Consider the following 23929-nt stretch of genomic DNA (forward strand, 5'->3'; position numbering starts at 1 on the left):
GGATAGAAAACAAAGGATTGTTACACATATAGTTTTGGTTTTGTTGCTATTTTTTGAACAGGCTCCTCTCGTACTTCTTTTTCTATGACTGGCTCAATCACTATTTTTTTTCGTTTTCGTTTTCTTTTTGGCGGAGGAGGTGGAGTTGCTACCTCAATCTTTTCTGCTAGGTCTTCAGTTTGATCTTCTTCCGTACTTTTTCCAGAGGTGAGGATTTTAACAATGCTTGGTAGGTTACGCATAATGGGACCGTACTGTTCGACGACAGGGCTTACAGATTGAACGACTTGGGATACTTTTTCGATATTGTTTATCATATTAGTTGGATTCGAGATTAAATTCGAAAAAAAACTACCGATGCCGCTACTTGATGCCGCTGTAGTTGTTGCACTGCCGCGCGTGTCGTTTGATTCATACATTTGAGGGGGAATCATTTGCTCAGGATGCTGCTGCATGTATGGTTGATATTGCTGTGAGTATTGCTGTGGATATTGTTGTTGGTATTGCTGCTGGTATTGTTGTTGATATTGCTGTCGATATTGGGGCGGGGGTTGCTGCTGATGCATCATCGGTGGCCCTTCCATTTGTCGATAAGGCGGGACCATTTGCATGAAAGGTTCGGTGGGATCGTGCTTTTTAAAGAGTTTAGCAAGGAAACCTTTCTTTTTTTGTGCCATCGGCGGTAGTTGTGGAATTGGATATGGTGTGTAAGGTTGTTGTCCTTGAGTCGGATACATTTGCCTTATAGGGGATTTCGGAAACATGTGAGAAATCCTCCTTTCTTCAGTTAGGTATATACACATACAATATGCAATGAAAGGGAAGAAGGTTAGTTTTTGAAGGAAAAACCTAAACTAAAGATGGATTTTACTTGTAGATTTCGATATAATGTAGACTTGACTGATTTGTGCGCGCAGTAGAAATTTAGAAAGAAGGTGTAACTTATGACACAACAAACTTTTACACAGTATGATTTTAAACCATTTTTAATAGATGCAGTTCGTGAACTACGCTTTACAGAGCCGACAGGAATTCAACAGAAAATTTTCCCGGTCGTGAAAAAAGGTGTAAGTGTAATTGGACAATCCCAAACAGGTTCTGGGAAAACACACGCATATTTACTTCCTACACTGAACAGAATTAATCCAAGTCGTGAAGAAGTACAACTTGTTATTACAGCGCCTACTCGTGAGTTGGCACAACAAATTTACGAGGAAATCGTGAAATTAACAAAGTTCTGTGCGGAAGATCAAATGATTACAGCGCGTTGTTTAATTGGTGGAACTGATAAACAACGATCAATTGAAAAGTTGAAAAAACAACCTCATATTGTAGTTGGAACACCAGGACGTATTAAAGACTTAGTAGAAGAACAAGCGTTATTTGTTCATAAAGCAAATACGATTATTGTCGATGAAGCAGACTTAATGCTTGATATGGGATTCATTCACGATGTAGACAAAATTGCAGCACGCATGCCTAAAAACTTGCAAATGCTAGTTTTCTCTGCAACAATTCCTCAAAAACTAAAACCGTTTCTGAAGAAATATATGGAAAATCCAGAGCATATTCATATCAACCCAAAACAAGTTGCGGCTGGAAATATTGAACATTATTTAGTACCTTCTAAACATCGTAACAAAATCGATTTAGTGAACAAAATGTTGCTGCAATTTAAACCGTATTTAGCAGTTGTTTTCACGAATACAAAGAAGATGGCAGATCAGGTTGCTGACGGATTAATGGAACGTGGCTTAAAAGTTGGACGAATTCACGGAGATTTATCACCGCGTGATCGTAAAAAAATGATGAAACAAATTCGTGACCTTGAATTCCAATATATTGTTGCAACTGATTTAGCAGCACGTGGTATTGATATTGAAGGAATTAGCCATGTTATTAACTATGAGCTTCCATCAGATTTAGATTTCTTCGTTCACCGCGTTGGAAGAACTGCACGTGCAGGTCATTCAGGTATTGCAGTGACGATCTATGATCCAGCAAACGAAGAAGCGTTAGATAGCTTAGAAAAACAACGTCATATCGAGTTCAAACATGTAGATTTACGCGGAGATGAGTGGGCAGATTTAGGTGAACGTCGTCGTCGTAAGAGTCGTAAAAAACCAAATGATGAAATGGACGTTATGGCAACAAAAGTTGTTAAAAAGCCGAAAAAAGTAAAACCGAACTATAAACGTAAACTTGCAACAGAACGTGACAAAGTGAAGAGAAAATATAGCCATAAAAAAAGATAAGGGACTTCCCTTATCTTTTTTTATCCCGCTATTTGCGGGGGTAATAATCAGTGGAGAATGGAAAAAACAATTCACTACATATTTCTACAAATTATGCTATCATTATATCTATTGTATAATGAAGAGGTGATTGTATGTTAAAGATTGGATCTCATGTTTCAATGAGTGGTAAGAAGATGTTATTAGCAGCAAGTGAAGAGGCTGTTTCATACGGTGCAACAACGTTTATGATTTATACAGGCGCACCGCAAAATACACGAAGAAAACCAATTGAGGAATTGAACATAGAAGCAGGAAGAAAACATATGGAACTGAATGGTATTGAGGAAATTATCGTCCATGCACCATATATTATTAATGTTGGGAATACGACGAAGCCAGAAACATTCCAATTAGGTGTAGACTTCCTTCGCATGGAAATTGAAAGAACATCGGCATTAGGTGTAGCGAAACAAATTGTTCTTCATCCGGGAGCTCACGTTGGTGCAGGAGCAGATGCTGGTATTCAACAAATTATTAAAGGGCTTAATGAAGTATTAACGCCAGACCAGACGGTTAACATTGCGTTAGAAACGATGGCAGGAAAAGGAACGGAATGCGGCCGTAGTTTTGAAGAAATTGCAAAAATCATTGATGGTGTAAAATATAATGAAAAACTATCAGTATGTTTTGATACGTGTCATACGCACGATGCAGGATATGACATTGTAAATGACTTTGACGGTGTATTAAACGAATTTGATAAGATTGTTGGTATCGATCGTTTACAAGTACTTCATATTAATGATAGTAAAAATGTACGCGGCGCAGGAAAAGACCGTCATGAAAATATCGGTTTCGGTCATATCGGTTATAAAGCGTTGCATCATATTGTACATCATCCGCAGTTAATGAACGTGCCGAAAATTCTTGAAACACCGTATGTAGGTGAAGATAAAAAAGATAAGAAGCCACCATATAAATTTGAAATCGAAATGCTGAAAAATGGTACGTTTGATGAGGGGATTCTTGAGAAAATTAAAGCACAATAAATAATAAGGAGGGGGACTTTCCCCCTCCTTATTTTAGTAGTTGTTGAAATAAAGTATTTACTTGCTGAGCGGTAGTAGGAGAGGTTACTTTTGCGATTTGTTTTAAGAGCTCTAGTCGCTCGTTGTTATCATAAATGTTAATATTCTTTCCTTTTATAAGTACAACAATTTGATCAGCTTGTGCAGCTGTAATTGGAACTTCATATTCTTTACTATATTTCAATAACTCTTTTGTAGAAATATGATTTAATTTTTTATTAACAATTTGTTTAATGAGGTTCATCGTGTTATCCTCCTTCACACGTTCTTCTATCGAAATATATGAGCACATGGCTTGTACATATTCTTATAGGGTTTCTTTTTTTATGAGGAAAAGAAGCGTATGTTATAATAAAGGGACAAAATTACAGAGAAAGAGTATAAGGAGGACTTATGGAGCAAAAGCAACATCGAAAAGAAAGTGTTATTCATCTTATTTATCGTTTAGTTATGATTGTTTTTGGGGCAGCATGTGCGGCGGTAGCAATTGAACTATTTTTGATGCCAAATAAAATTATTGACGGTGGAATTATTGGTATTTCTCTTATTTTAGATTATCTTACTCCGAATATTTGGTGGTTAAGCTTCTCTACTTTGGTTGTTGTTCTCAATATTCCGTTTATGTATTCAGGTTATAAGCAAATCGGAAAAACCTTCATGTTATCTTCGGCCTTTGGTATTGTAGCTTTAGCATTTATTGAATCAACGTTACACGCTGTTCCGCCGTTTACAACAGAACCCATTTTAGCGACAGTGTTTGGTGGTCTTATTTTAGGTATTGGTGTAGGGCTTGTTATTCGTCATGGTGGATCAATGGACGGAACGGAGATTATGGGGATTTTATTAACGAAGAAATTACCGTTTTCTGTTGGTGAATTCGTAATGTTTGTGAACTTATTCATTTTTGCATGGGCAGCATTTGTATTTGGTGTTGAACAAGCTATGTATTCTGTTATGACGTACTATATTGCATTCAAAACAATTGATACAGTAATTCAAGGATTAGATGAAACGAAGGCAGTTTTAATTGTATCAGATCAATATGAGGAAGTATCAAATGCAATTTTACATCGTCTCGGCCGTGGGACTACAAAGCTCGTGGCAAAAGGTGGTTACACAGATAAAGAAAAAGAAGTTATTTATGCAGTTGTAACCCGCCTAGAAGTGACGAAGTTAAAATCAATTGTGTATGAAATTGATGAAAATGCGTTTGTTACGATTATGAGTACGCAAGAGACGAACGGTGGTAAGTTTAAATCAGCTATTCATTAAAAAGGTAACCCGCAAAAGCTCGATCGGTGTGGATGGGAAAACAATGATTAAAGTTTCATTTTATAGAAATATTTTTTGAAAGCAGAGAATTTTTCTCTGCTTTTTGTTATAATAGTAAGGTTTCTTGAAAAAAAAGATATATTTTAGGCAGATTGGTTTACAACTATAATAAGCTGTACTATAATTCAAATAGATATAAATCGGAATGATTCTGAATTAAAATAGGTGAGATGCTATGAATAATATATTGGAAATAGAAGGATTAACGTTTCGATACGAAGATCGCAACGTGTTAGAAGATATTAATTTGCAAGTTCCGAAGGGAGCTTTTTTAGGTTTAGTTGGGCCGAATGGTTCAGGGAAATCGACGTTACTTAAATGTTTATTGGGTGTCTTAAAGCCAAAGCAAGGAAGCATTCGATTATTTGGTATTGATAGTAAGAAGTTTAAAGAATGGAATAAAGTTGGTTATGTATCCCAAAAGGCAAGTAGTTTTAATTCAGGTTTCCCGGCAACAGTTTTTGAGGTCGTGTCAATGGGACTTGTTTCGAAAAAAGGTCTTTTTCGCTTTTTTACGAAAGATGATAAGGAAAAAGTAGAAAAAGCAATTGCTGATGTAGGTATGAGTGAGTTTAAAGGACGGAATATTGGAGAACTTTCTGGTGGGCAACAACAACGTGTATTTATTGCTCGCGCACTTGTAAGTAATCCACAATTGCTTATTTTGGACGAGCCTACTGTTGGGATCGATGTGAAAAATGTAGAAAGCTTTTACGAGATATTAGAGGATTTAAATAAAAGGTTGGGCATCACGTTAATTCTTGTTACACACGATATGGGAGCAGTTACCGAGAAGGTAACACATGTTGCATGCTTAAACCAACATCTACATTTCCATGGTAATGTAGAGAAATTCCGAGAGTTAGAAGATGCGGAAATGTCCGTCTTATATGGGCATCATGTTCACCGTTTAGAACACGAACATGAGCATCACGGGAGGATATGATGATACAAGATTTTTTACAATATGACTTTTTACGTAACTCTTTATATGCGGGGATTTTAATAGGACTTGTTGCGCCGCTTATCGGTGTATTTGTTGTGATTCGCCGCATGTCGCTTATTGCAGATGCATTGAGTCATGTGACGTTATCAGGTATTGCTGCAAGTTTATTACTTGAAAAAACAATTTTCACAGGTGGATTTTTAAATCCTCTATATATGGGAATGATTTTCTCGATAGGTGGAGCGTTACTAATTGAAAAATTACGAACTGTATATAAGCATTATCAAGAATTAGCGATTCCAATTATTCTTTCAGCGGGAATGGGAATCGGTGTTATTTTCATTTCACTTGCAAATGGATTTAACACAGATTTATTTAGTTATTTATTTGGTAGTGTAAGTGCTGTTACAAGTGGAGATTTAATTATTATTGGTATTGTAGCAATTGTTGTACTTGCAACGATTAGTTTATTATACAAAGAGTTGTTTTTACTATCATTTGATGAGGAATATGCTGTATCAACCGGTTTGAGTGCAAAGTGGATTCACTTTATTTTTATTATTTTAGTTGCGCTTGTTATTGCAGTATCCATGCGTGTTGTAGGTGTTCTTCTCGTATCATCTTTAATGACGTTACCAGTTGCAGCAAGTATTCGTATTGCTAAAGGATTTAAACAAACAATTTTCTTTTCCATTATATTTGGTGAAATTGCAGTAATTGGTGGAATGTTTGCTTCGTATCAACTTGATCTAGCACCAGGTGGTACAATTGTTGTGATAGCAGTTCTTATTTTGATTGGTGCAATTTTATGGAAGAAGAAAAAAACTGCATAAAGTAGGGATAGGTATGAATCTAGCAGAAGCTTTACGCCTAATGAAGGAAAAAGGATACAAACATACGGGGAAAAGGGAAGAGATGCTCAGATTATTCGCAGCTCATAATCGTTATTTAACTGCGAAAGATGTTTTAGAACATATGAAAGATGATTACCCAGGACTCAGCTTTGATACGATTTATCGTAACTTAACGGTTTTTGCTGAAATTGGTGTTTTAGAACAAACGGAATTAAATGGTGAAAAACATTTTCGTTTTACATGTTCTATTATGGAACATCATCACCATTTTATTTGCTTGGATTGTGGTGGTACGAAAGAAATTACTTCCTGTCCAATGGATTTTATGAATAAAGATTTTAACGGTTATGAAGTAACCGGTCATAAATTTGAAATATACGGTCGTTGTCCCAAATGTGCAAAATAAAAGCTCGTCGGTTATATAACTGACGAGCTTTTTGCATAGAAAAGAAGGTTGCTCACAAATATTGTGGGCAACCTTCTTTTTATTGTTCTTGTGTTTCTTTTTCTTTTTCTCGTTCAGCAGCCATTTCAGCAGCAATTACATCGATTTCTTTTTTCAGTTCTTCTACCATTGTTTCTTCTGGTACTTTACGAACGACTTTCCCTTTACGGAATAATAATCCTTCTCCACGTGCGCCAGCAATACCGATATCAGCTTCACGAGCTTCACCAGGACCGTTTACAGCGCAACCGAGTACTGCAACTTTAATAGGTACTTGAAGTGTAGAAATATATTCTTCTACTTCATTAGCGATGCTAATTAAATCAATTTCAATACGGCCACAAGTTGGACAAGAGATAAGTGTTGCTGCATTAGATGCAAGACCGAATGACTTTAATAGTTCACGCGCAACTTTTACTTCTTCAACTGGATCAGCACTTAATGAAATACGTAGTGTATTTCCGATACCCTTGCTTAAGATTGCTCCAAGACCAGCGGCACTTTTTACAGTTCCGGCAAATAATGTTCCAGATTCTGTAATACCTAAATGTAATGGGTAATCAAAAGCGCGAGATGCTTTCTCGTATGCTTCGATTGCTAAGTTAACATCAGAGGCTTTCATAGATACGATAATATCGTGGAAATCTAAGTCCTCTAAAATTTTAATATGGTGTAGTGCACTCTCAACCATACCATCAGCAGTTGGATATCCATATTTTTCTAAAATATGGCGTTCTAATGAACCAGCGTTTACACCGATACGAATTGGAATACCGCGCTCTTTTGCCGCATTTACAACGGCTTCTACTTTATGGCGGCGGCCAATGTTACCTGGATTGATACGTACTTTATCAATGCCACCTTCAATTGCTTTTAAAGCAAGACGATAATCAAAATGAATATCAGCAACAAGTGGAATGTTGATTTGTTTTTTAATATCAGCAATAGCATCTGCTGCGCGTTCATCTGGAACGGCAACACGAACAACTTGACAGCCAGCTTCTTCTAAACGTTTAATTTCAGCAACTGTTGCTTCAACATCATGTGTTTTTGTTGTTGTCATACTTTGTATAATTAATTCATTATTACCGCCAATTGTTAAATTACCGACTTTAACTGGACGTGTTTTTGTACGATGAGTCATTTCATTCACGAATAGATCGCTCTCCTTATAAAAGAAGTTTCTTATTTAGTCCCGTATATCAATGATAGTATACGTGATACAGGGCTATAGAAACCGAAGTGCTCGGTTTCACTTTTACTATTGTATCAGCGCTTTTATGTAATTGACAAGGATTAAGTGATCGCTTATTGATATAACGGGAATTTATAAGACTTTCCAATTTGTATTTTTGTAGCAGATGTACTTTTATTTAATTGTTTAAAGTCATCAATTACTTTTTCAATAGAAGGGATTTTTTTCTTATTAATTTGTTCTGTAATCGAGAGGACTGTTTCACCAGTTTTTACTTCGATTGTTTTATAAGTTACATCAGTTTCTTTTTCTGCTTTATTCTCTTTATCCTGTTTTGTATCTGTGTCTTCTTTTTTTATAGTTTGAGCAGAGGTTGTTTTTTTATATGAACTTAACATCGGTAAAGTGCCGATTTTTATGTCGTAATAAAATATATAGCCGAGAACAAGCACGAATAAGAATATACCTAATCTTTTCATATTCTTCACTCCTTTGCTAGGAATATATGCTTGTCCAAAAAAAAAATGCCTATTTAGGCATTTTTTAACGCTTTTATTTTTCTTTCGGTTTTGGAACTTCTTTAATCGTTAAGTATAGAACGATTAAAACAACTGCGATATAAATGAACGTTGCCCCAGGTACGACGATCTTGAATAAATCCATAATCATGAAGAAAATGGTTGGGATTGTGTAGCTGTATGCGGTTAGCGTCCAAACTTGTTTATAGGATAGTTTACGTTGACCGCTCATGGCAGAACCGATGAACGCAAGTAAAGTCACGCCTACAAAAGTGATGAATAATTGGAATAGGTACACTAAGAATCCGATAACAAATAATAAAATTGGGTAAATATTATCGAATAAAGAAATAAATTCTTGTAGATCTTTTTTCTCAAGCGATGCACCTAACAAATCGTTATAAGAATACGTTTGTGTTTGACCATTTCCCATAGAGACTACTTTATCTTTTAAAACAAATAAACCTGTTTTATTTTGGTATTTTTCTAAGTCTGTTGAATTCGGATCAAATACGAAAAGTGCATTTCCCTCTTCTTTTTCAATAGGTTGATCAATATCGGCTTTTAGTTCGCCATTTTCAATTTTAAAATCAGGTAAATCTTTATCGATGACTTGATTTACCATGCTCACACCATCCTGGATAAGACTACCGTATAAGAAAGTTCTTGGAATAGTAGTAATTAAGCAAAGTAGCATAATATACAAAATGGTTTTACCGATTTTTTGAAAACGGAATAGCGCCATATCTTTAGGTGAGTATACACTTTTTGCGAATTGGGTAAATATGGACATAGATTCACTTCCTTTATGTATGTATAAAATCATTGTAACGTACGAATCTAGGGAATCTCAAGTTATATTACATATAGTAGAGAGAACTGAATTTCTCTTTTATTAATTTTCTACTTTTAAAAGAGAAAAATACAATTGACACTTTTCTTTTGCATATGGTAAATTTATCTTACATTTCTTAAAGGATATATCCGATAGGAATTCAGTTATTTTATATATGATTACATACATAATTGTGGACCCTTAGCTCAGCTGGTTAGAGCAGACGGCTCATAACCGTCCGGTCGTAGGTTCGAGTCCTACAGGGTCCATATCCATTTCATAAGTTTATTACGTTAGCAGGAAGCTTCCTTGTAGAAGGGAGCTTTTTTTTACGGAATATATGAGCATTTTAATTGAAAAGAAGTGGGAATTTTGCTACTTTAATGGTAGCAAGACAATGTGATTTATTTGTTTGCACCCTATGGCAATTAGGGTAGAATGAAGTTGTATGTCGCATATTAGTGGCAATACATAAACTGGGAGGAATATAACAATGGCAAAACACGAATTACCAAATTTACCTTATGCGTATGATGCATTAGAACCTCACTTTGACAAAGAAACAATGAACATCCATCATACAAAACATCACAACACGTATATTACAAACTTAAACGCTGCTTTAGAAGGTCATGCAGAATTAGCTGACAAAAGCGTTGAAGAATTAGTTGCAAACTTAAATGAAGTGCCAGAAGCAATCCGTACAGCAGTACGTAACAATGGTGGCGGACATGCGAACCATACATTCTTCTGGACAATCCTATCTCCAAACGGTGGTGGACAACCAGTAGGCGAACTTGCAACTGCAATTGAAGCGAAATTTGGTAGCTTCGATGCATTCAAAGAAGAATTCGCAAAAGCTGGCGCAACTCGCTTCGGTTCTGGTTGGGCTTGGTTAGTAGTAAATAACGGTGAGATCGAAGTAACAAGCACTCCAAACCAAGATTCTCCTCTAACTGAAGGTAAGACTCCAGTTATCGGTTTAGATGTTTGGGAGCATGCTTACTACTTACATTACCAAAACCGTCGTCCAGACTACATCGGTGCATTCTGGAACGTTGTAGATTGGAACGCTGCTGAAAAACGTTACCAAGAAGCAAAATAATTGTAACAATTATAGAAAAAAGCTAGGAGAATGCTCCTAGCTTTTTTTCTATGCTTTCCTTTTACATAATTGGGCTTGTCTTTGGAAGACTAGAACATGAAGTAAAGGAGAGTTGTGTATGAAGTGGAAACATATAATTGGTGACGTTGAAGTGAATCGGGATTTAGTGTTATTGCTCCTTATTGGAGGCTTATACACGCTCGCAATTTCTTTATCGAATACATTTGTGAACATTTATTTATGGAAACAAACACAAAATTATGTGAATCTTGGCTTGTATAATTTGGCCAGCGTTGTATTACAGCCTCTCACATTTCTTGTAGGTGGGAAATTTGCGAAACGTATTGATCGCTCGATCTTGTTAAGAATAGGTGTGGGAACGTTAGCTGTGTTTTTTATCGTTGTTTTAGTAGCGGGAAAAAGCGCTTCTCACTATATTTTATTAATGGGAGCCCTCTTAGGAATCGGATATGGTTTTTACTGGTTAGCGTTTAACTTATTGACATTTGAAATTACAGAACCAGAAACAAGAGATTTCTTTAACGGTTTTCTCGGGCTCCTTACATCCTTCTCTGGAATGATTGGACCAATAGCAGCAGGATATACAATTTCACGTATGGAAAAATGGAGTGGTTATACTGTCATATTCTTTCTTTCATTAGTGCTATTTGCTATTGCGGTCGTTTTAAGCTTTTTTTTATCTAAGAGAGAATGTGAAGGACGTTATGAAGTGATGCAAGTATTGAAAGAGCGACGGATTGATAAAAATTGGGGGAGAATTACACGGGCTCATTTTTTTCAGGGGTTGAGAGAAGGGACATTTATTTTTGTCATTTCCGTATATGTTTATTTAGCAACTGATAGTGAGCTCGCGCTAGGGAAATATAGCTTAGTAAATTCTACTGTATCATTTATATGTTACTACTTAGTCGCTCGTATGTTAAAGAAAGAGTGGAGAAAAAAAGCAATTTTACTTGGAGGCATTATTTTATATGCGGTCGTATTTTTAGTTATATTCAATGTTACATATACAAAGTTACTTATTTATGCGGCATGTATCGCGATTGCATACCCTATTTTACTCGTTCCGTACGGATCAATGACATATGACGTAATTGGTAGAGCGAAAAATGCGAGAGAGTGGCGTGTAGAGTATGTAGTTGTCCGAGAATTATGGTTAAATGCCGGTAGAATTTGTTCCATTTTAAGCTTTTTGTGTGCGGTTCTATTTTTTCCACCTGAAAAAAGCTTACCTTTCTTATTATGCATTTTAGGTGCTGGACATTTTCTTATATATTTTGCAGTTAAAAATGTCAAATATGAAGAGGGAAATGCGGGGAAAACAAGTGTGGTAGCGCAAGGAAACACGCAAAATCAAACAGAACCAGAAGGTTAACTTCTCGTTTATTTTATGCTAGAATAGAAAAAGATGTAAGACAGCAGTGAGGACACCTGTATAAAGGTGTCCCTTTCACATTACATAGCTGTTGGTAGAGGGGGTTTGTATGAGTAAGAAGCAGAAGCAACAAAAGAAAAAGACCCACGTTCCATTTCGGTTAAACGTGCTGTTTTTTTGCGTGTTTTTAATGTTTTCCGCGGTTATTGTAAGGCTCGGATATGTACAAATTGTTCGCGGTGAGGAATATAAGAATGAAGTGGAGAAGAAAGAGAACTCCACGATAAGTAATCCAGTCCCGCGTGGGAAAATATTTGACCGTTATGGGCGACCTGTAGTAGATAATACAGCTGTTCGTACAATTACATTTACAAAAATGAAAGGATCAACTGCGGAAGATCGCCAAAAAACAGCGGAAAAATTAGCTGGTTTGATTGAGGTACCGATAGATAAATTAACAGATCGTGATAAAAAAGACTATTGGCTTGCTCTGCATAAAGAGGAAGCGAAAGAAAAGATTACGAATAAAGATCGTCAAGAATTGAAAAATAACAAAATTGACGAAAAAGAATTAGACGAACGTCAACGAAGTCGTGTGACGGAAGAAGAGATTAATCAATTATCCGCAAAAGATTTAGAAATACTAGCGATTAGAAGTAAGATGGACGGCGGATATGCAATGACACCTCAAGTTATTAAAAAAGATGCTACACCAGAAGAATATGCGATTATTAGTGAAAATCTAGCAACATTACCAGGTATAGATACGAATGTTGATTGGGAACGAAAATATACGTATGATGATTTATTCCGAAGTGTTCTTGGCGGCGTGTCGACATCTGATGAAGGTTTACCGAGAGAAAAACTAGATTACTATCTTGTTCGTGATTATAATCGAAATGACCGAGTAGGAAAAAGTTATCTTGAACAGCAATATGAAGATAGCTTGCACGGTACGAAATCAGAAGTGAAAAATATTACAGATAAAAATGGTAATATTTTAGAAACGATTAATGTATCACAAGGACAACGAGGCAATGACCTGAATTTAACAATCGACATGGAATTACAAAAGCGTGTGGAAGAAATTATCACTAAAAATTTATTGAAATATAAAGGGGGACAACCTCTTTTAGATCGTGCATTCGTTGTAATGATGAATCCGAAAAATGGTGAAGTTTTATCTATGGCTGGGAAACAATTAGTGGAAGAAAATGGAGAAACGAAAGTACAAGATTTCGCGTTAGGAACGATGACGAGTTCTTATCCGATGGGATCGACTGTAAAAGGTGCGACAGTGCTTACAGGGTATCAAACAGGTGCGATTCAACCGGGTTCAGTTCAACTTGATGAACCGATTGTATTAAAAGGAACGCCAAAAAAATCTTCTTGGAAGACGATGGGATATATTAATGATCTGACAGCATTAAAAATGTCTTCTAACGTATATATGTTTAAAACAGCGATGAATATCGCAGGTGTTCCATATGTGAGAGGTGGTACGTTAGATATACCACAAAAAGCATATGATACGATGCGTTATTATTTTGGACAGTTTGGACTTGGCGTGAAAACAGGTATTGATTTACCGAATGAATCTGCTGGACAAAAAGGTAAAACAGATAATATTCCAGGTTTCTTATTAGATTTATCAATTGGACAGTATGATACGTATACACCGCTTCAATTAGCACAGTACGTGTCAACAATTGCAAATGGTGGTTACCGTATGCAGCCGCAAGTTGTGAAAGAAATTCGTGAACCGGAAGCAAAACCAGACGAAGTTGGAAAAGTTGTTCATTCTATGGAACCGAAAGTGCTAAATCGTATTGATATGCCTGAATCACAAATTAAACGTGTTCAAGAAGGATTTAGACAAGTATTTAATGATGCCGGTGGTACAGCTACGAAATACTTTACAGGTGCACCATATAAAGCTGCTGGTAAAACAGGTACAGCTGAAACCGTGTATGGCGGTGATAAAGAGATTGGTAGAAATGCAAAAGGTGAGCGCAAAGAGACATATAACTTAACAATGGTAGGTTATGCGCCACTTGAAGACCCTGAAGTAGCCTTTTCTGTTGTTGTACCTTGGGTTGATGATAAATCAGGTATTAACGGTTATATTAGTCGTGACATTATGGACGCTTACTTTGATTTGAAAAAGCAAGAAAATGGTGAAGCTCCAAAAGATGCAAAAGATAATAAAAATAAAAATCAAGATGATGAATAAAAAAGTCGTAAAAAAAGCACACTATCTGAAAAGATAGTGTGCTTTTTTTTATAGTTTATGCATATCGTGTAATAAATGTGGACAAGTATAAACGATTGAAAAAAGTACGCAACCCCACAAATGATACTTGTATATTGTGTGCTGGGAGGATAACGATTTTATGGATTAATAACCAGTGTGGATGAACAGCCCGCTATTGATTAAAATTTCACCTTATGTGGATTCTTGTGGAACTTTACAAAACTTTTACAAACAATTAAAACCGAATTAATAGTTTAGCAGTATTCTTATATCTGTAATCCTGTTATTTCCGGTTACTTCTAGGAGGAAGAACACGTGAAATGGATGAGTACGTCGATTAAAGTTTTCATATTATCGCTATGTTTCCTTTGTTTTGGCATGACTACTGCATTTGCTGTGAGTGATATGGGAGAAGTGAGAGTTGATGGATCCTCAACAGTTTTTCCTATTATAGAAGCAGTAGCGGAGGAATACACAAAGGCGCATCCAAACGTGAAAATTTCGATCAGTGTATCTGGAACAGGAGGAGGGTTTAATCGTTTCAGTAAAGGAGAAGTAGATATAAATAATGCTTCAAGAGTAATGAAACAAGTGGAAGAAAATGAAATGAAGAAAAACTCCATTCAGTTTACACCGTTTGAAGTCGCTTACGATGGTCTTACGATCGTTGTAAATCGTCAAAATCATTGGGTAGACGATATGTCAATAGACGAGTTACGTCTATTGTGGAGTGAAGATGGAAGAGAGAAGCGATGGTCACAAATTCATTCATCATGGCCACGTGAACAGGTGAAATTTTATGCGCCAGGTGTAGATTCTGGTACGTATGATTATTTTCAAAATGTCATCTTACAAAAAAGTCGCATTGTAAAAAAAGTCTCTTTGTCTGAAGATGATCAAGTTATTATGCAAGGAGTAATGAATGATAAAAATGCCATTGCTTTTGTAGGATATGCTTATTATATGGCCAATCGAGATAAGGTGAAAGCGATAAAAGTAAATGGTGTATTTCCGACGAAAGAGACCATTCAATCAGGTAAGTATAAGCCTTTATCTAGACCGCTATTTACTTATGTGAATAATGCATCGATCCGAAATAAAATGAATGTAGCAAATTATGTGGAGTTTATGATTCGGCATGTTGGTAACCTTGCTGAAGAAGTAGGGTATGTAAAATTACCAAAAGAAAAATATAATGAACAGCTGCGAATGTTAACAGAAATAAAAAGGTAATGTCAGGGTGGAAAGGGGTTTTCATCTTTGGCTCATAATGACAAAAGTCAAATTACATTTTCTGTACAACATTTGATTGAAAGAAATATAAAACAAAGAAAAAAAACGCAGCGAATCAATCGAATGGTTCCGTTATTACTAAAAATAATTGCTAGCGTGTCGATTGTGACGACACTTGGAATTGTTTTTACGTTAGCAAATGAAACAATGATGTTTTTTCAAAACATACCATTACACTTCTTTTTGACGGAGAAAGAATGGTTACCTTTTTTTGAAGATCCTAAATTCGGTATATTACCACTTATATGTGGAACAGTCCTTGTAACGGCGATTGCTATGTGCGTAGCAATTCCTATCGGTTTAGCTTGTGCCGTATTTTTAAGCGAATATGCTTCAAATGGTGCACGGAAAATATTAAAGCCGATGTTAGAACTATTAGCAGGCATTCCGACAATTGTATATGGCTTTTTTGCACTAACAATTGTCACACCGCTTTTACAACGGGTTATACCAGATTTACAATTTTTTAATGCGATAAGTCCAGGGATTGTTATTGGATTTATGCTGATACCTACAATTGCATCTCTGTCTGAAGACGCGATGAGAGCTGTAGCGAAAGGAACGAAAGAAGCTTCGTTAGCACTCGGAGCAACTCGCCTTGAGATGGTAAAACAAGTAGTGTTTCCTTCGGCTTTTACAGGGATTATAGCGGCGATTATATTAGCAGCTTCCAGAGCGATTGGTGAAACGATGATCGTTGTAATTGCAGCGGGATCCACACCGAATGTATCACTCAATCCGACACACTCGATTCAAACGTTAACAGCTTATATTGTGCAAGTGAGTTTAGGTGATGCTCCGCATGGAACGATTACTTATTACAGCATGTATGCTGTGGGTGCAACATTATTCTTGTTTACATTTATAATGAACATCATTTCGCAGTCTATTATGCGCCGTTTTGGGAGGGTGACATAATATGCGAATGTTGAATCAAAAAAAAATACAAGAAAATATGGCATCTCGTTTTTTAAAAGACCGAATTTACAAATTGTCATTTTATATTGCAATTTTGTTTTCGATAGTAATACTGTTTATTTTGCTTTTTCAAATCTTTGAAAAAGGTATAAGTTATCTTTCCATAGATTTTTTTACAAACTTCGCTTCGCGTAATCCGAGAGAAGCTGGTATTGCTGCAGCTTTGTCAGGAACAATATTATTTATGAGCATTGTTATACCCGTCTCGTTTCTATTGGGAGTCGGAACTGCCCTTTATTTAGAGCGATATGCGAAGGAATCCATATTTAAAAAGATAATAGAAATTAATAATCAAACGTTAGCAGGAGTACCTTCCGTTGTATATGGATTACTCGGCTTAACCATTTTTGTATATGCTCTTCATTTAGGAGAGAGTATCGTCGCAGCGGCACTGACGATGAGCTTGCTCGTGTTACCAACAGTTGTTGTGGCTAGTCAAGAAGCAATTAGGTCTGTACCAAGTTCATTATTAGAGGCTTCTTATGGATTAGGTGCTACGAAGTGGCAAACGATGTATCAAGTTGTATTGCCGTATGCTTTTCCAGGCATTATAACAGGGTGTACGTTAGCCCTATCAAGAGCAATTGGAGAAGCGGCACCGCTGTTAGTTATCGGAGCGCTTGCATTTGCAAACTATGTTCCATTTAGTATGTTTGATCGGTTTACAGTTTTACCAATTCAAATTTTTAATTGGATGAGTAGACCACAAGAAGAATTTCAGTACGTAGCAGCAGCTGGGATGATTGTTTTGTTAGGTTTGTTGCTCTTTATCAATATATTTGTCTTATGGTTACGAAATCGAAAATAAGTTGGAAGTGGATGAAAGGGGAATTCAAATGGTAGCAACGGTAGTAAATGTACAGGTGAAAAACGAAGAGAAAATCGAGACTGCACCAAAGAAAGTAGTATTTGATACGAAAAACTTAAATTTATGGTACGGAGAAGACCATGCTTTAAAGGATATTAACTTAAGTATTCATGAGAATGAAGTTACAGCAATTATCGGCCCAAGTGGTTGTGGTAAATCAACGTACTTAAAAACATTAAATCGTATGGTAGAGTTAGTACCTATCGTTCGAACTACAGGTGTAATTGAATATAGAGAACGCAACATATTTGATAAATCATATCCAGTTGAAGAATTACGAACGCATGTAGGAATGGTATTCCAAAAGCCAAATCCATTTCCAAAATCTATTTATGAAAATGTAGCATACGGCCCGAAAATTCATGGTATTCGTGACAAAAAAACATTGGATGAAATTGTTGAAAAAAGTTTACGTGGAGCAGCGATTTGGGATGAGTTGAAAGATCGCTTGCACGATAATGCATATGGTTTATCTGGTGGACAGCAACAACGTTTATGTATTGCACGTTGTTTAGCGATTGAGCCGGACGTTATTTTAATGGATGAGCCAACATCGGCGTTAGATCCAATCTCAACATTAAAAGTAGAAGAACTTATTCAAGAGTTAAAGAAAGACTTTAGCATCGTTATTGTGACGCATAACATGCAACAAGCAGCACGTATTTCAGACAAAACTGCTTTCTTCTTAAGTGGAGAAGTTGTGGAATATACAGATACAAACAAATTATTTACGACACCTTCAGATAAACGAACAGAAGATTATATTACAGGCCGATTTGGTTGATTGCGCTAGCAAGGATAAGAGTAAATACCCTCTTAACAGAGGGTATTTCTTATTTTTACCTCATTTTAATAGAGAATGAATACTTCTCCTATCTTAAAGCTTATTACAGGTGTAAGTAAGGGCTACGTAGGGGATTTATATATAATGGCACATAATAATATTGAGGGGGAAGAAACAATGGTAAGAGAACAGTTTCAATGGGATTTAAAAACGTTACAGCAAAAGGTAATTGAGCTAGGTGAACTAGCGAGAGAAGCTTTATTACTTGCGATGGAAGGTTTGCATACAAGAGATGTAGAGAAAGCGTTAGAGGTTATAGATGGTGATTATCGTATGGATAATTTAGAAGAGGAAATAAATGATCTTGCACTTATGCTTATTACGAAGCAGCAGCCTGTAGCAAGTGATTTACGAAGAATTTTTATTTCAATTAAAACAGCAACAGATTTAGAGCGTATTGCAGATCATGCTGTAAATATTGCGAAATCTACAATTCGTCTTGGAGAAAAAGAAGTGACAGTTAGTTTGCAAAATCTTGACGAAATGTTTGAAATTGCTCATAAGATGTTAACTTTAGCATTGGAAGCATATGAGCAAGAAAATTTAACTATTGCAAAACAAATTGCTGAAATGGATGATTCCGTTGATGAAATATATGGAAAGGCAATTCGTGAATTTATCTCTTCCATTCCGGAACAACCAGAAACAATTACGCAAATTACACAATTGTCCTTTGTGGCGAGATATATTGAGCGTGTAGCAGATCATATTACAAATATTGCCGAAAATGTATTTTATTTAGTGAAAGGAAAGCATTATTTATTAAATGAATAAATAAAAAGCAGGTGAACATCACCTGCTTTTTTTAGTCAAAACACGACAAAAAAAGCTCATTGTTTCCTTTAGTTTATGATGATAAGATGTATCATAATGTAATCGAAAAATTAGTACGTATATGTTGGTTACATAGTAAACATTATTTTACTAAGTTAATAGTAAGCGCTTTCTTTTTTGGTGAAGTGCGAAAGATATATTTATATAAGAAATTTTAATCAGCGTGTTCCCTCAGTGATGATTCATTGAAACAATCAAACTTAAGCTAGTTAATGCGGGGTAGAAAATATACATAACGTATATGGAGTTACTGAACATTATATAAGTGGAGGCTGAAGTATATGAAGGGGGTTATTTTAGCTGGAGGAAAAGGAAGACGCCTTAGACCATTAACATGTAATACTCCAAAACCGATGTTACCATTATTAGAAAAGCCAGTATTGGAATACAATATTGAATTATTACGTCAGCATGGTATTCGTGAAATCGCAATTACAGTGCAATATATGAGTACAGCCATTAAGCAATATTTTGGTGATGGTAGTAAATGGGGAGTAAACTTGTACTATTTTGAAGACTCTCCTCCGCTTGGAACTGCAGGAAGTATCAAACAGGCGGAAAAATTTTTAGATGAAACATTTGTTGTGATAAGCGGGGATGCATTAACTGATTTTCAATTATCAGAAGGAATTGCATTTCATGAACAAAAGAAAAGAATGGTAACCATGTTTGTGAAGGAAGTAGAAAACCCACTCTCCTTCGGTTTGGTTGTAATGAACAAAGAACAAGAGGTGACACGATATATAGAAAAACCGAGCTGGAATGAGGTAGTCTCTAATATTGTGAATACAGGGATTTATATTATGGAGCCAGATATCTTCTCTTACATACCGCAGAGGCAATTTTTTGATTTCAGTCAAGATGTGTTTCCGCTATTGGCAAATAAGAACGCGTTATTTGCATATTTATCAGAAGGTTATTGGTTAGATATCGGTACATTTGATCAATATCGACAAGCACAATTTGACTTGTTAACGAAAAAATTGCAAGTACCTATTCCGTATACGGAAGTATTACCGATGGTATGGATGGGAGAAGGTGTGACGATTGGGAAGGGAACGAAAATTCATGGACCTTCTTTTATTGGAGAAGGAGCAACGATTGGCGCAGGAGCTGTAATTGAGCCATACTCTATTATTGGGAAAAATAGTGTCATTTCAAGTTATTCTCATCTTCAAAAAAGCATTGTTTTTGCAAATACGCACATTGGAAAGTATTGTGAACTTTTAGAAACGACAATAGGAGAGCACACAATGGTTGAAGATGATGTCACACTGTTTCAAAGAAGCATTGTGGCGGATCGTTGTCATATAGGGAAAAGTGCGGTAATTAAGCAAAAAGGAAAACTATGGCCCTATAAGGCGATTGATAGTCATTCGATCGTAGCATCGGCTGGTGTGCAAGAAAGTGAAAAAGGTGCAGGGTGGTTACAAAAAAGTCGCGTTGTAGGAAGAGGTAATGTTGAGATTACTCCTCAATTCATTGTGAAAGTTGCGATGGCGTATGGATCTCTTTTTGCAAAAGGGGAAAGCATATTAATTGGAAGTCAAGAAAATATAGAGACAACTTCTTATAAAAATTTATTCCTTCATGCTATTCATGGTATCGGGATTCATACGATGGAATGCAAAGAAATGAACGAGTCACTTTTTCAATATAGTATTCAGAATTTGCAATGCGCAGGTGGGGTTTTCGTTCAAGTGGAAAATGAAAAAGAGGTTGTTATAAAGTTGTATGGTAAGGATGGGGCGCTATTAACGTATAAGCAGCAAAAAGCGATAGAACAAGTATATATGTCTGAGTCGTTTTATTACGTATGTGAGAAAGAAATGGGACGAAATAATTTGGTCCACGTTTCGTTACAGGAGTATATAGAAGCAGTATTAGAGCACATTGATATTGAGAAAATACAAACACAAAAGTTTCATCTTTTAATTAATAAGAGAAATGATATGTTACAACAGTTACTTATGCTTTTTCTGCAAAGGCTTGGATGCACAGTTACATGGATTTATGCGGGGGAACAAAAAGATCATGTGAAAGCTTTGATGAAATCAAGTAAAGCAAATATGGCACTTATGTTTTCAGAGCAAGGGAATTATTTTGAGTTATATGATCATCATAGTAACATTTACCAAGGGACAGATTTTGAAGAAGTAGATATTCCAGATTTATTACTTGAATCAGCTGGAAACATTTACCCTATGTCTTTGAAATTAGGAGAGTGTTACCTACTATTTTATACGCATGATGAAAAAAAATCTTTTCAGGTAAGATGGAAGCGAGATATTTTATATCGAATTGGAAAATTATTCGAGTTAATAGCACTGCAGGGAAAAACGTTTCGCAGCATAGTAGAGCAATCCCCTCCGCTCTATTTACTTTATGATGAAGTTGTATGTTCATGGAGTGAGAAAGGGAAAGTGATGAGGAAATTATTGGCTGATATGGAAAGAAAGGAAGAGGGGATATTTGAAGGAGTACAATTTAAATATGCAGAAAAAGAGTGGTCGTATATCGTTTCTGACATAAAACAGCCAAAATTTTTAGTGTATTCACATGCTAAAAACCCAGTGATAGCAAGGGAAAATATGAAAAATCTTATAGAAAAAATTAGACAATATCAAAAGGTGTAGAATTTTTATTTTAAAAGTGGTATTATGGTATAGTCTGATTTAAGTTATTAGTACTGGAGGGAAATAAGAATGCGTGTGAATATTACTCTAGCATGTACAGAATGCGGAGATCGTAACTATATCTCAAAGAAAAATAAACGTAACAACGCTGAGCGTATCGAGCTTAAAAAGTATTGCAAGCGTGACAAGAAGTCTACGTTACACCGTGAAACAAAGTAAGCAGTAGGAATATTTTCCTACTGTTTCTTTTTTTATTCGATTCCTCTGTTAAAAGTGATACACTATCATCGTAGAGAAAAGTATCACTGTAAGGGGGAAAATGTGTGAAAGAAGAGAAAGTACGTTTACGTAAACAAATAATAAAGCACATGAATTCTTTATCAGAAGAACAGTATGCAACTTTATCAGAGCGAATTGCAGTTTCGTTGTATGCGCAAAAAGAGTGGGTTGAAGCTAAAACAATTGGCATCACGCTCTCAATGGAAAATGAAGTGAATACATATCCTATTATCGAAAAAGCTTGGGAAGAAGGGAAGAAAGTTGTCGTTCCGAAGTGTAATAGAGGGACAAGGACAATGACTTTCCGTCAAATTCATAATTTTGATCAATTAGAAACCGTGTATATGAATTTACGTGAACCGATTCCGGTACTTACGGAAGAAGTGGATGCGGATGAAATCGACCTTCAAATCGTGCCAGGCGTAGCTTATACAGAGCGTGGAGAACGGATTGGATATGGCGGTGGCTATTATGATCGTTATCTCTTGCATTATAAAGGGAAAACGTTATCATTAGCCTATAATTTTCAAATGGTACAACACATTCCAGTAGAGCCATTTGATAAGAATGTAGAAAAAATTATTACAGAAAAAGGAACAATGGTTATAAATGGGCTTGTATAGACAAATAAAAATTGACGAGACTTTTTCTTCTTGATTATAATAAAATATGTGAACGTTTTCTTATTATAATTTTTATAGTAAGTGAGCATAGAGGGTGATGAAATGGTATCTATTTATGATATTCAGCAATTGCTAAAGAAATTTGGTACGATTATTTATACAGGTGATCGAATTGCAGATTTACAATTAATGCAAGATGAATTGCGTGAGCTAAATCAATCACAGCTAATCGACCCACAAGACTATCAAACAGCTTTATTTTTATTGAAGCAAGAAATTCAAAAAGAGCTAAATAAGAATTAGATAAAGGTAGGTAAGCAACATGGAAGAGAAATGGTTAGTTGGTGTTGACCTTGGTGGTACAACGATTAAATTAGCATTTATTAATGTGTACGGCGAAATTTTACATAAGTGGGAAATCCCTACGAATACAAATGAGCAAGGAAAACATATTACGCTTGATGTAGCAAAAGCAATTGATAAAAAGTTAGAAGAGTTAGGTGAATTAAAAAGTAAGTTAATTGGTATTGGTATGGGAGCTCCTGGCCCTGTACATGTGGCATCTGGAATGATTTATGAAGCGGTTAATTTAGGATGGAAAAACTATCCGTTAAAAGATTTGTTAGAAGTCGAGACAGGATTACCTGTTGTGATTGATAATGATGCAAACTTAGCAGCGCTTGGTGAAATGTGGAAAGGTGCTGGTGAAGGAGCAAAAGATTTAATTTGTATGACACTTGGCACAGGTGTTGGTGGCGGTGTAATCACTAATGGTGAGATTGTACACGGCATAAGTGGTGCTGCTGGTGAGATTGGACATATTACAGTCGTTACAGAGAATGCTTTCCCATGTAATTGCGGAAAGTCTGGTTGCTTAGAAACAGTAACATCTGCAACGGGTATTGTACGTGTTGCTATGCAAAAAATACAAGAGACTGATAAAGAGAGCATGTTACGTTCTATGTTAGCAGAAGAAGGGCGTATTACCTCAAAAGATGTGTTTGAAGCGCATGGCCAAGGTGATGAACTAGCAGGCGAAGTAGTAGAGAAAGTAGCTTCTTATTTAGGATTAGCTGTAGCGAACCTTTCTAGTACGTTGAACCCAGAGAAAATTGTTATTGGTGGAGGCGTATCTAAAGCTGGAGATGCACTATTAGAGCCAATTCAACGTTATTTCGAGCAATATGCTTTCTCACGCGCTGTAAAGAGCACGAAGTTAGCCATTGCGACACTTGGTAATGATGCAGGTGTTATCGGAGGAGCTTGGCTTGTAAAAAAGCACAAATACGAAGCGAAGATGGTATAAGCTTTGAAATATGAAAAAAGGAAGGGGAAGCCCTTCCTTTTTTGTGCAAAATCTTGATGAAGA

General features: G+C 36.0%; 23 protein-coding genes, 1 tRNA gene and 2 pseudogenes. 21 read left to right on the forward strand and 5 right to left on the reverse strand.

Going from position 1 to position 23929, the window contains the following annotated elements; genetic code table 11:
• Nucleotides 1–20: 20 nt before the first annotated feature.
• On the reverse strand, nucleotides 21–764 hold the full coding sequence (vrrA, locus tag COE49_RS11640; RefSeq protein ID WP_088230895.1) for a VrrA/YqfQ family protein: 744 nt from the start codon (nucleotides 762–764) through the stop codon (nucleotides 21–23).
• A gap of 180 nt (nucleotides 765–944) precedes the next feature.
• On the opposite strand from vrrA, the gene COE49_RS11645 reads away from it, so the two are divergent.
• Both COE49_RS11645 and COE49_RS11650 read left to right on the forward strand, forming a co-directional pair.
• Nucleotides 945–2255, forward strand: a complete 1311-nt coding sequence (locus tag COE49_RS11645; protein WP_088230896.1) for a DEAD/DEAH box helicase — start codon at nucleotides 945–947, stop codon at nucleotides 2253–2255.
• 134 nt (nucleotides 2256–2389) lie between these two features.
• Nucleotides 2390–3286, forward strand: coding sequence for a deoxyribonuclease IV (locus COE49_RS11650; protein WP_000912452.1), 897 nt, complete (start codon nucleotides 2390–2392; stop codon nucleotides 3284–3286).
• 28 nt (nucleotides 3287–3314) lie between these two features.
• On the opposite strand, the gene COE49_RS11655 is transcribed toward COE49_RS11650, so the two are convergent.
• On the reverse strand, nucleotides 3315–3569 hold the full coding sequence (locus COE49_RS11655) for a DUF2624 domain-containing protein (RefSeq protein ID WP_088230897.1): 255 nt from the start codon (nucleotides 3567–3569) through the stop codon (nucleotides 3315–3317).
• Between the two features lie 149 nt (nucleotides 3570–3718).
• Here COE49_RS11655 and COE49_RS11660 point away from each other — a divergent pair, with 149 nt between their 5' ends.
• The 4 genes from COE49_RS11660 (at nucleotide 3719) to COE49_RS11675 (ending at nucleotide 6863) form a co-directional block, all read left to right on the forward strand.
• On the forward strand, nucleotides 3719–4597 hold the full coding sequence (locus COE49_RS11660; RefSeq protein ID WP_088230898.1) for a YitT family protein: 879 nt from the start codon (nucleotides 3719–3721) through the stop codon (nucleotides 4595–4597).
• Between the two features lie 235 nt (nucleotides 4598–4832).
• Nucleotides 4833–5603, forward strand: a complete 771-nt coding sequence (locus COE49_RS11665; protein ID WP_088230899.1) for a metal ABC transporter ATP-binding protein — start codon at nucleotides 4833–4835, stop codon at nucleotides 5601–5603.
• A complete protein-coding gene (locus COE49_RS11670; RefSeq protein WP_088230900.1) occupies nucleotides 5603–6436 on the forward strand; it encodes a metal ABC transporter permease in 834 nt (277 codons plus the stop codon). The genes COE49_RS11665 and COE49_RS11670 overlap by 1 nt, the downstream gene beginning before the upstream one ends.
• A gap of 13 nt (nucleotides 6437–6449) precedes the next feature.
• The gene (locus COE49_RS11675) at nucleotides 6450–6863 is read left to right on the forward strand and encodes a Fur family transcriptional regulator (RefSeq protein ID WP_088231085.1); all 414 of its coding nucleotides are present in this window, start codon (nucleotides 6450–6452) and stop codon (nucleotides 6861–6863) included.
• Nucleotides 6864–6942: 79 nt separating this feature from the next.
• Here COE49_RS11675 and ispG read toward each other — a convergent pair whose 3' ends face one another.
• From ispG to yqgB, 3 genes are all read right to left on the reverse strand, one after another.
• Nucleotides 6943–8046 carry a flavodoxin-dependent (E)-4-hydroxy-3-methylbut-2-enyl-diphosphate synthase gene (ispG, locus tag COE49_RS11680; RefSeq protein ID WP_170933766.1) on the reverse strand — a complete coding sequence of 368 codons (1104 nt, stop codon included), beginning with the start codon at nucleotides 8044–8046 and terminating at the stop codon, nucleotides 6943–6945.
• Between the two features lie 164 nt (nucleotides 8047–8210).
• A complete protein-coding gene (locus COE49_RS11685; protein ID WP_088230902.1) occupies nucleotides 8211–8576 on the reverse strand; it encodes a hypothetical protein in 366 nt (121 codons plus the stop codon).
• 73 nt (nucleotides 8577–8649) lie between these two features.
• Nucleotides 8650–9408 carry a protein YqgB gene (gene yqgB, locus COE49_RS11690; protein WP_098252981.1) on the reverse strand — a complete coding sequence of 253 codons (759 nt, stop codon included), beginning with the start codon at nucleotides 9406–9408 and terminating at the stop codon, nucleotides 8650–8652.
• A gap of 237 nt (nucleotides 9409–9645) precedes the next feature.
• Here yqgB and COE49_RS11695 point away from each other — a divergent pair.
• The 15 genes and pseudogenes from COE49_RS11695 (at nucleotide 9646) to glcK (ending at nucleotide 23866) form a co-directional block, all read left to right on the forward strand.
• Nucleotides 9646–9719: transfer RNA gene (locus COE49_RS11695), tRNA-Ile, on the forward strand.
• Between the two features lie 224 nt (nucleotides 9720–9943).
• Nucleotides 9944–10555 (forward strand): superoxide dismutase [Mn], encoded by a 612-nt coding sequence (sodA, locus tag COE49_RS11700; protein WP_071712990.1) that lies wholly within the window; start codon nucleotides 9944–9946, stop codon nucleotides 10553–10555.
• Between the two features lie 118 nt (nucleotides 10556–10673).
• Nucleotides 10674–11672 (forward strand): annotated as a pseudogene (locus tag COE49_RS11705) (MFS transporter); the annotation flags it as partial.
• Between the two features lie 230 nt (nucleotides 11673–11902).
• A pseudogene (locus tag COE49_RS28480) lies at nucleotides 11903–12001 on the forward strand (hypothetical protein); the annotation flags it as partial.
• Nucleotides 12002–12060: 59 nt separating this feature from the next.
• On the forward strand, nucleotides 12061–14184 hold the full coding sequence (locus COE49_RS11710) for a peptidoglycan D,D-transpeptidase FtsI family protein (RefSeq protein ID WP_088230905.1): 2124 nt from the start codon (nucleotides 12061–12063) through the stop codon (nucleotides 14182–14184).
• Nucleotides 14185–14520: 336 nt separating this feature from the next.
• Nucleotides 14521–15438, forward strand: coding sequence for a PstS family phosphate ABC transporter substrate-binding protein (locus tag COE49_RS11715; RefSeq protein ID WP_088230906.1), 918 nt, complete (start codon nucleotides 14521–14523; stop codon nucleotides 15436–15438).
• 27 nt (nucleotides 15439–15465) lie between these two features.
• The gene (pstC, locus tag COE49_RS11720; RefSeq protein WP_088230907.1) at nucleotides 15466–16416 is read left to right on the forward strand and encodes a phosphate ABC transporter permease subunit PstC; all 951 of its coding nucleotides are present in this window, start codon (nucleotides 15466–15468) and stop codon (nucleotides 16414–16416) included.
• 1 nt (nucleotide 16417) lies between these two features.
• The gene (gene pstA, locus COE49_RS11725; RefSeq protein ID WP_088230908.1) at nucleotides 16418–17284 is read left to right on the forward strand and encodes a phosphate ABC transporter permease PstA; all 867 of its coding nucleotides are present in this window, start codon (nucleotides 16418–16420) and stop codon (nucleotides 17282–17284) included.
• A gap of 28 nt (nucleotides 17285–17312) precedes the next feature.
• A complete protein-coding gene (pstB, locus tag COE49_RS11730; protein WP_000226681.1) occupies nucleotides 17313–18128 on the forward strand; it encodes a phosphate ABC transporter ATP-binding protein in 816 nt (271 codons plus the stop codon).
• A gap of 177 nt (nucleotides 18129–18305) precedes the next feature.
• Nucleotides 18306–18962 carry a phosphate signaling complex protein PhoU gene (gene phoU, locus COE49_RS11735; protein WP_088231086.1) on the forward strand — a complete coding sequence of 219 codons (657 nt, stop codon included), beginning with the start codon at nucleotides 18306–18308 and terminating at the stop codon, nucleotides 18960–18962.
• Nucleotides 18963–19303: 341 nt separating this feature from the next.
• Complete coding sequence (locus COE49_RS11740; RefSeq protein WP_098252982.1) at nucleotides 19304–21658, forward strand: sugar phosphate nucleotidyltransferase; 2355 nt, start codon at nucleotides 19304–19306, stop codon at nucleotides 21656–21658.
• Nucleotides 21659–21727: 69 nt separating this feature from the next.
• On the forward strand, nucleotides 21728–21877 hold the full coding sequence (rpmG, locus tag COE49_RS11745; RefSeq protein ID WP_001265616.1) for a 50S ribosomal protein L33: 150 nt from the start codon (nucleotides 21728–21730) through the stop codon (nucleotides 21875–21877).
• A gap of 104 nt (nucleotides 21878–21981) precedes the next feature.
• The gene (locus COE49_RS11750) at nucleotides 21982–22560 is read left to right on the forward strand and encodes a 5-formyltetrahydrofolate cyclo-ligase (RefSeq protein WP_088230910.1); all 579 of its coding nucleotides are present in this window, start codon (nucleotides 21982–21984) and stop codon (nucleotides 22558–22560) included.
• 102 nt (nucleotides 22561–22662) lie between these two features.
• Nucleotides 22663–22863, forward strand: coding sequence for a YqgQ family protein (locus COE49_RS11755; RefSeq protein ID WP_000253699.1), 201 nt, complete (start codon nucleotides 22663–22665; stop codon nucleotides 22861–22863).
• A gap of 19 nt (nucleotides 22864–22882) precedes the next feature.
• Nucleotides 22883–23866 carry a glucokinase gene (gene glcK, locus COE49_RS11760; RefSeq protein WP_088230911.1) on the forward strand — a complete coding sequence of 328 codons (984 nt, stop codon included), beginning with the start codon at nucleotides 22883–22885 and terminating at the stop codon, nucleotides 23864–23866.
• The last annotated feature ends 63 nt before the right edge of the window (nucleotides 23867–23929 follow it).

The organism is Bacillus sp. AFS029637, assembly GCF_002584985.1.
GTDB lineage: Bacteria > Bacillota > Bacilli > Bacillales > Bacillaceae_G > Bacillus_A.